The 6,131-nt window shown below is 71.7% G+C and carries 6 protein-coding genes and 2 pseudogenes; 4 read left to right on the top strand and 4 right to left on the bottom strand.

What is annotated here, in order from left to right:
- Window positions 1-21: 21 nt before the first annotated feature.
- Together AB0P35_RS36050 and AB0P35_RS36045 are read right to left on the bottom strand one after the other, a co-directional pair.
- Window positions 22-471 (bottom strand): hypothetical protein, encoded by a 450-nt coding sequence (locus tag AB0P35_RS36050; RefSeq protein ID WP_363519460.1) that lies wholly within the window; start codon window positions 469-471, stop codon window positions 22-24.
- A 162-nt stretch (window positions 472-633) separates the two neighbouring features.
- Complete coding sequence (locus AB0P35_RS36045; RefSeq protein WP_363519450.1) at window positions 634-1,065, bottom strand: hypothetical protein; 432 nt, start codon at window positions 1,063-1,065, stop codon at window positions 634-636.
- Window positions 1,066-1,325: 260 nt separating this feature from the next.
- Between AB0P35_RS36045 and AB0P35_RS36040 the strand changes: the two genes are divergently transcribed.
- The 3 genes and pseudogenes from AB0P35_RS36040 to AB0P35_RS36030 all read left to right on the top strand — a co-directional run bounded on the left by AB0P35_RS36040 (window position 1,326) and on the right by AB0P35_RS36030 (window position 2,627).
- Window positions 1,326-1,565, top strand: a complete 240-nt coding sequence (locus tag AB0P35_RS36040; protein ID WP_363519447.1) for a DUF6296 family protein — start codon at window positions 1,326-1,328, stop codon at window positions 1,563-1,565.
- A gap of 215 nt (window positions 1,566-1,780) precedes the next feature.
- Window positions 1,781-2,111, top strand: a pseudogene (locus AB0P35_RS36035) (IS5/IS1182 family transposase); the annotation flags it as partial.
- A complete protein-coding gene (locus AB0P35_RS36030; protein ID WP_363519455.1) occupies window positions 2,091-2,627 on the top strand; it encodes a VOC family protein in 537 nt (178 codons plus the stop codon). The pseudogene AB0P35_RS36035 and the gene AB0P35_RS36030, both read left to right, overlap by 21 nt.
- A 352-nt stretch (window positions 2,628-2,979) precedes the next feature.
- On the opposite strand, the gene AB0P35_RS36025 is transcribed toward AB0P35_RS36030, so the two are convergent.
- Window positions 2,980-3,396 (bottom strand): spore-associated protein A, encoded by a 417-nt coding sequence (locus tag AB0P35_RS36025; protein ID WP_363519445.1) that lies wholly within the window; start codon window positions 3,394-3,396, stop codon window positions 2,980-2,982.
- An 873-nt stretch (window positions 3,397-4,269) separates the two neighbouring features.
- Here AB0P35_RS36025 and AB0P35_RS36020 point away from each other — a divergent pair.
- Window positions 4,270-4,404: pseudogene (locus AB0P35_RS36020) on the top strand (LysR family transcriptional regulator); the annotation flags it as partial.
- A gap of 301 nt (window positions 4,405-4,705) precedes the next feature.
- Here AB0P35_RS36020 and AB0P35_RS36015 read toward each other — a convergent pair.
- Entirely contained in the window at window positions 4,706-5,215 is a 510-nt protein-coding gene (locus AB0P35_RS36015; protein ID WP_363519442.1) for a hypothetical protein, read from the bottom strand.
- Window positions 5,216-6,131: the final 916 nt, after the last annotated feature.

Genomic DNA, 6,131 nt, shown 5'->3' with positions numbered 1-6,131 from the left:
GGCTGGTACTCGACGGTGAACTCACCGCGTTCCAGCGCCGGCCGCAGGGCGGTGGACAGCAGCTGCCGGGTCAGCTGGTGGGCGCCGCGGGCCGGCGAAGTCGCTGAAGAAGCCGCCCCACTTGACGCACTTGCCCGCGGCGTGGGCGTAGACCGGGCCGGCGTAGGACTTGTAGTAGCCGGTGTCGGACTTCTGGGAGCTGCCCTGGACGGTGAGGTCGGCCGACATGTGCACCGGGTCGCCCCCGTTCCCGCGGATGGTGACCACACAGTTGTAGCCGTTGGAGCTGTTGTAGGTCAGGTAGACCCACACGGTGCGGTTGATGAGCTGTTCGGAGTCGACGACCTTGTAGCCGGGGCCGCAGACCTCCGTCGGCGAGGCGGTGAGAGCCGAGGCCTCGGGCGCGGTCATCACGGTGGCGGCTCCGGCCATCGCGAGGGCACCGAGGACGGAGACGAGCTTCTTGCGCACGGAGGAACGTCCTTTCTTGCGCCGAACATCCAGTGGTTCGACACGGTCGGAAATGCGGATCTGTCGGGCGTCGGTCGGTCCGCTGGGGGAGGGGCCCGCCGGAGCCGGGAACGGGAACCCGGGGGCGTTCCCGCGGCCCGTCGAGGGGGCGGGACGCGGGGCTCAGCAGCCCCGGGTTCCGCTCGACACGGAGTACTCGTGGCCGGCCCAGTTGATGTAGCCATAGGCGTAGACGCAGTAGTTCGCCGTGCCGGTCACGCCGACCGGTCCGGCGTTGTACGCGTACGATCCCTTGTCGATGCGCGACGAGGCGTCGACGGTGCATCCGCCGCCCGAACCGGACTTCTGCAGGCACCGGTAGATCTCGACGCTGGTCGTCGCCGAGACGCCGTAGGACGCCCCGCGGTGGTAGAAGCAGGCGCTGTTGGTGCCGCCGTTGCTGCTGTTGTAGTAGATGACCAACTCGCCGATGGCACTGCCGTTGTGCGAGACCGTCTGGGCGTACGTGATGGTGCCGGAGCAGGAGGTGGCGGCCTGCGCGGTGGAGGACGCGAACAGGCTGACACCGGCGAGCAGCGCCACACTGGCGAACACTGCGAGGACTCGGCGGAGGACGTGCATACGGAACCCTGTCTGAGGCGGATCATCGATGATCGATCGAACGTCGACCATGCTGGCGCAGCCGCGTAGCGCCGCCGTATCGCACGAGGGCCCCGCACCGGCTGTGACGGTGCGGGGCCGTCGCCGCGGTCCCCGGGAAGCGTCTGCTGCGGGCCGGCCCGACCGGGGCGGCCACGCAGGGCTCGGACGGAGCCCGAGGCACCCGCGCGCGTGGTGGAGAGGACGTGATCGCCGTGGCACCCGATACGGCCCGCTGGACGCTGACGTTCCCCGGAGACCCCGGAGCCCACCGGAAGCAGGACACCGTCATCGTGGAACGCCAGGCCGGCTATGGCCCGAACGGCCACCCCGTCCATGAGGACGCGGACCGCACGGTACGGGTGGAGATCGAGGACGGCGGCCTGGTCCACGTCCTCGACCTGGTGGGCCGGCCGGTCCCCGACACAGCCGTCCACGCCCAGCCGCTGCGCTGACACGGCCGCCCCGCTGCTGGTCGGCGGCCGGCAGGCCCGGGAGCCGCATCCGGCCGTCGAGGCGACGCTGGGCTGGCTCGCGGCCGCAGCCGACCGCGGGGCGCTGGTGACGGTGGTCTCGCCGGGGACGTGGCCGGCCGATCTCGGCGAGCGGCCACCGAGGTGCCGGGCGGACGTTCTCGAGGACAGTCTCGCGGCCGCGTGGGACCGCGACCGGTCTGCTTCTCGCCGTGCTGGTCACCGCCGCGAGCGTCCAGGGAACACCGCCGACCGGCAGCTGCTGACCGCGGTCGCGGCCGAGCACCCCACCGTCCGCAAGGCCTGGGCCACATGCGCTACAAGAACGCCGTCGTCGAGCACGGCGCCGCCCTGGGCATCGACGTCGAGATCGTCCGCCGCGACCGCGCCACCAGGGGATTCGTCGTCCAACCCCGCCGCTCGGTCGTCGAGCGCACCTTCGGTCGGCACCTGCACCACCGATGCCTGGCCCGCGACTACGAGGCCCTGCCCTCCCGCTCCGAAGGCATGGTCCAGGTCGCGATGATCCCGCCGGTCTGTCACATTCCCCCATCGGGCTCCGTCAGTGGAGATGACGGGGCAGCTGGCGCGAAGAGGCCGCCGGGGCCCGCGGACGAGAGGGACGGGACCACCGTCATGCTGAACACGATCATGTACGTGACGCTCTACGTGACCGACCAGGACCGCGCGCTGGACTTCTACACGCGACAGCTCGGACTGGAGAAGCGGATCGACTTCCCGAACCCGGATGGGCGCTTCCTCACCGTGGGTGTGCCCAGCAGCTCGGTCGAGATCGTCCTGTGGCCGCACGCCGCCGCCGCGGGGCAGCCGGCCGGGGCACTGCCGGACACCACGCCCGGCCCGATCTTCCTGGAGTCGGACGACCTGTGGAAGGACTTCGCCCTGCTGCGCGACCGCGGGGTGACGTTCGACCAGCCCGAGCCCGTCGAGTACCCGTTCGGGGTCCGCATCGAGGCGGTGGACCCGGACGGCAACCGGATCTCGCTGCGTCAGCGCCCCCGGGCCGCCCGCGCGGACGGCTGACGTCCACCGGACCGGTGGGCCTGCGCGGGAAGGCGCGGACCCACCGCAGACGGTCCCGGGAATGGCAGATTGCCGATCCGCGGTGGCGATCAGGGCGGAAGCCGCCGAACGGGCGAGGCGACGCAGGTGCAGGCGGTCGAAGAGGACGTCCTCGGGCAGCCGCACCCGGTCCACACGCTCGTCGGCCTCCAGCCACCACCGCGTAGGTGCGCACTGCCAGGTGATCGGCCAGACCAGGCACATGTCCCCGTCATCGATAGCGACACAGGTGAATGCCTGCGGCCATCGCCCGGCTGGACGACGACACCGAGACCACCGTCGACGGCGCCCGCGCAATGAAGACGGGCCGCGGTCAGCCGCAGTGCGAGTTGAAGCCGCCGCTGACGTTGTCCTCGATCCCGCCTTCCCAGTCGATGCAGTTGTGCTCCGCGTGCAAGAAGACCGGCCCGGCGTATGACCGGTAGTACCCCTCGTCGAGCTTTGTCCAGGTGGAAGCGCCGGCCAGGCTGAGCCCGGCGAGCATGAGGATCGGTTGGCCCGGGCTGTTGCGGACCGTGACCACGCAGTTGTTGCCGTTGCTGCTGTTGTAGGTCAGGTAGACCGTGCCGCCGAGGTTGAGGTCGCGGTGGTCGATGACGGTGTAGCCCGAACCGCAGACACCGTTGTAGCCGGCGGCCTGCGCGGCCGTCGGCACTGCTGTCGCGGCGGCGCCCGCCACCAGGGCCAGGGTGCCAAGGCGGGCAGCGGCTCGCTTCGTCGACCTGCGCATCGGTTCACTCCATCCGGTTGGGCTCGTTACGGCCGGTCCTGGCCATTTCCTGCGTGTGTTCTGCCGGTCCCGCAGGTTCTGAGCAGGGCCGGTTCGGCGCGGGGCGTGCCGGGCCAGGGGGAGGTGCGCGGTGCGCACGGGGCATGGCGGCGGTTCCGGGCCGGTTGTGATGAGCAGACTGGCAAAAGCCCGTATCGCCGAGGTAACGCGGCCACGGATCGTCACCAGCGACGCCGACCCGGTGCCGCTCCTCCTCCCACTGCTTCGCGCCTCCGCCCGGGAGCAGGCCCGCCCCCGCCGGTCTGCAGCTACGCGTGCCCGCACGGCAGCGGTGTTCCGGGCGGCGGCGGGGGCATGGGCGGGGACCTGACGGCCCATCACAGCAGCGCCCACCCTCACAGGGCGACGGAGGCGGGGCTCCGAACCCGGCGTGGCCGTGGGCGCGGAACCACCCGGGCTCAGCCCGGCCAGGAACCCGACAGAGGCGGTCCAACGGCTGCGGGCACTGCGGGTGGGCGGCACGTAGCCATCAGCGCGCGGGTCCGTGCCGCTGCCCCACCCGCGGCGGGCGGCCGCGAAGTCCTCGAGCCGATGGATCGCGTCGACCGGTTCGTCACCGAGCTGCAGGTGCCGGCGGTACCGGCGGGCGAGCCGGACCAGGTCGACCTACCGGTTTTCCGCCCAGGCGCGGCCAGCGTCCCCTCCGGACCTGGACCAGGTCGTCGTGCTCGGCAAGGACCTGCTGCAGATCGTCGCCGAGGCGCGCAGCTCCCAACGGCGCCGGTCGGCTGCGCTGGCGGGCACCGGCCCGAGGACCTGTCGGAGGTCGGCGATAGGCACGGACGCCGCGGCCCGGAGGCCGGCGGCGAGCTGCTGTCAGCGGAGTTCGCGGTGGTACCGCTGACCGACATGGTGCCGAGCCGAGTGGTGGCGGTGTGGAACGAAGGTGACACCAACCCGCTGATCCGATCCTTCATCGAGATCGCGACAGCCGCCTACCGCCACTGAGCGCCGGCAACCGGTGCTGCTGTATCAGCGCGACGACGAGGACAACGTCCGTCGCCTGCTCAGCGAGTACGAAGCGCTGCTGGAGCCCGTCACGCAGCAATACGCCATGCAGCATCTCCTCCCCGAGCTCGACGCGGGCGGCACATCCGGCGAGGTGGCGAGCCGCGCGATCACCGCGCTGTGGGAGCGAAGCCGCAGACATCGGCCGACTGTCCACGGCCGGCGGCGTGCAGCCCGCTCGCCCGCGGGCGAGAGTCACCGGTGGCGGTGGCGGTGGCGGTGGCGGTGGCGGTGGCGGTGGTCATTGGGTGCGAGGCGGGGGCCGAATCGGGGCGCGCGCACGCCGAGGGTATGAATCAGGCGGCAGACGCAGTGGCGGTGGCCGGCGTAGGGAGCGAGGAGGTCGGGCATTCTCCTCGTGGGTGCCGTGGGCCTTCCCGGCGAGGGCCCAGGCGACAGTGTTCGGCAGGTGCAGGTCGCCGACGGAGACCGCGTCCGGGTCACCGTTGCAGCGCTGCAGCGTCTCGGCCGCCGTCCACGGCCCGAGCCCGGGCACGCGCATCAGCCGCGCCGCCGCCTCGGTGCCGGGCATCGCGGAGGCCTCTTCCAGGCGGGGTGCGAGCCGCAGCGCGCGGAGGATCGTCTCGGTGCCCTTCGCGTCGACCCCGGCGCGGTGCCAGGACCAGGAGGGCACGAGCGCCCACTCCCGCGCCGACGGTGGCACCACCAGGCCGAGCTCTGCGCCGAGCCCCGGCGCCGGTGCCCCGTGACGGCGCACCAGGTACTGCCAGGCGCGGTGCGCTTCGGTCACTTTTCCGAGTGGCAATGTGTGCGGATCGTCCATGAACTGGACATGTGCGTGGCGTAGGTGTCCGTGACCTGTCGAGCAGCGAGAACCGGCGGTGGAGGTCAGGAGGCAACAGGCTTTGACCTGGGGCGATCCCTTGTTGTGGAGACAAGGGCACCTGGGGGAGCAAGGGCTTGTGCATGGCCGCATCTCCTTGTTTCCCGCGCCCGGCTCGTGGCCATCGCACGGAGTGGAGGCGGCGTGAAGCTGTGCGCGTTCACCTGGGTGATGTTGGCGCCCGCGGACCCGGGGCGCCCGTCATCGGAGCGCCACGCGCTCTGACTCGGAGGCGAGGAGACGCGTCGGTGTCACCATGGATGAGGAGGTGGCAGTCCATGACCCGGTTCGATCCGTCATCCCCGGCTGCTCGGCCTACGACCGCCGGTGCAGACGAGCGCCGGACGGCGCTGGAGCGATCGCCCAGGAACATGGTGTGGGTCCCCGGAGGCGATTTCCTGATGGGCAGTGAGGACTTCTATCCGGAGGAGCGCCCCGTCCACCGCCGCTCCGTCGAGGGTCTGTGGGTGGACGAGCACCCGGTCACCAACGCCGAGTTCCGTCGCTTCGTCAAGGAGACCGGCCACCTCACCACTGCGGAGAGAGCCCCGGAAGCCTCGGAGTACCCCGACGCCTCGGACGACCAGCTGGTGCCCGGCTCGCTGGTGTTCACCCCGCCCGGCCGTCCGGTGCCGCTGCACGACTTCCGGCTGTGGTGGTCGTGGGTCCCCGGCGCCCAGTGGCGCCACCCCGAAGGACCCGGCTCCACCCTGCACGGCCGGGACCGGCACCCCGTGGTCCACGTCACCCACGCCGATGCCGCGGCGTACGCGGCCTGGGCCGGAAAGGACCTGCCGACCGAGGCCGAGTGGGAGTACGCCGC

Origin of the sequence: Kitasatospora sp. NPDC085879 (assembly GCF_040686255.1) — a bacterium.
Taxonomy (GTDB): Bacteria; Actinomycetota; Actinomycetes; order Streptomycetales; family Streptomycetaceae; genus Kitasatospora.
The sequence above is the reverse complement of the archived record's forward strand: the minus strand, read 5'-3'. Positions and strand labels throughout refer to the sequence as shown.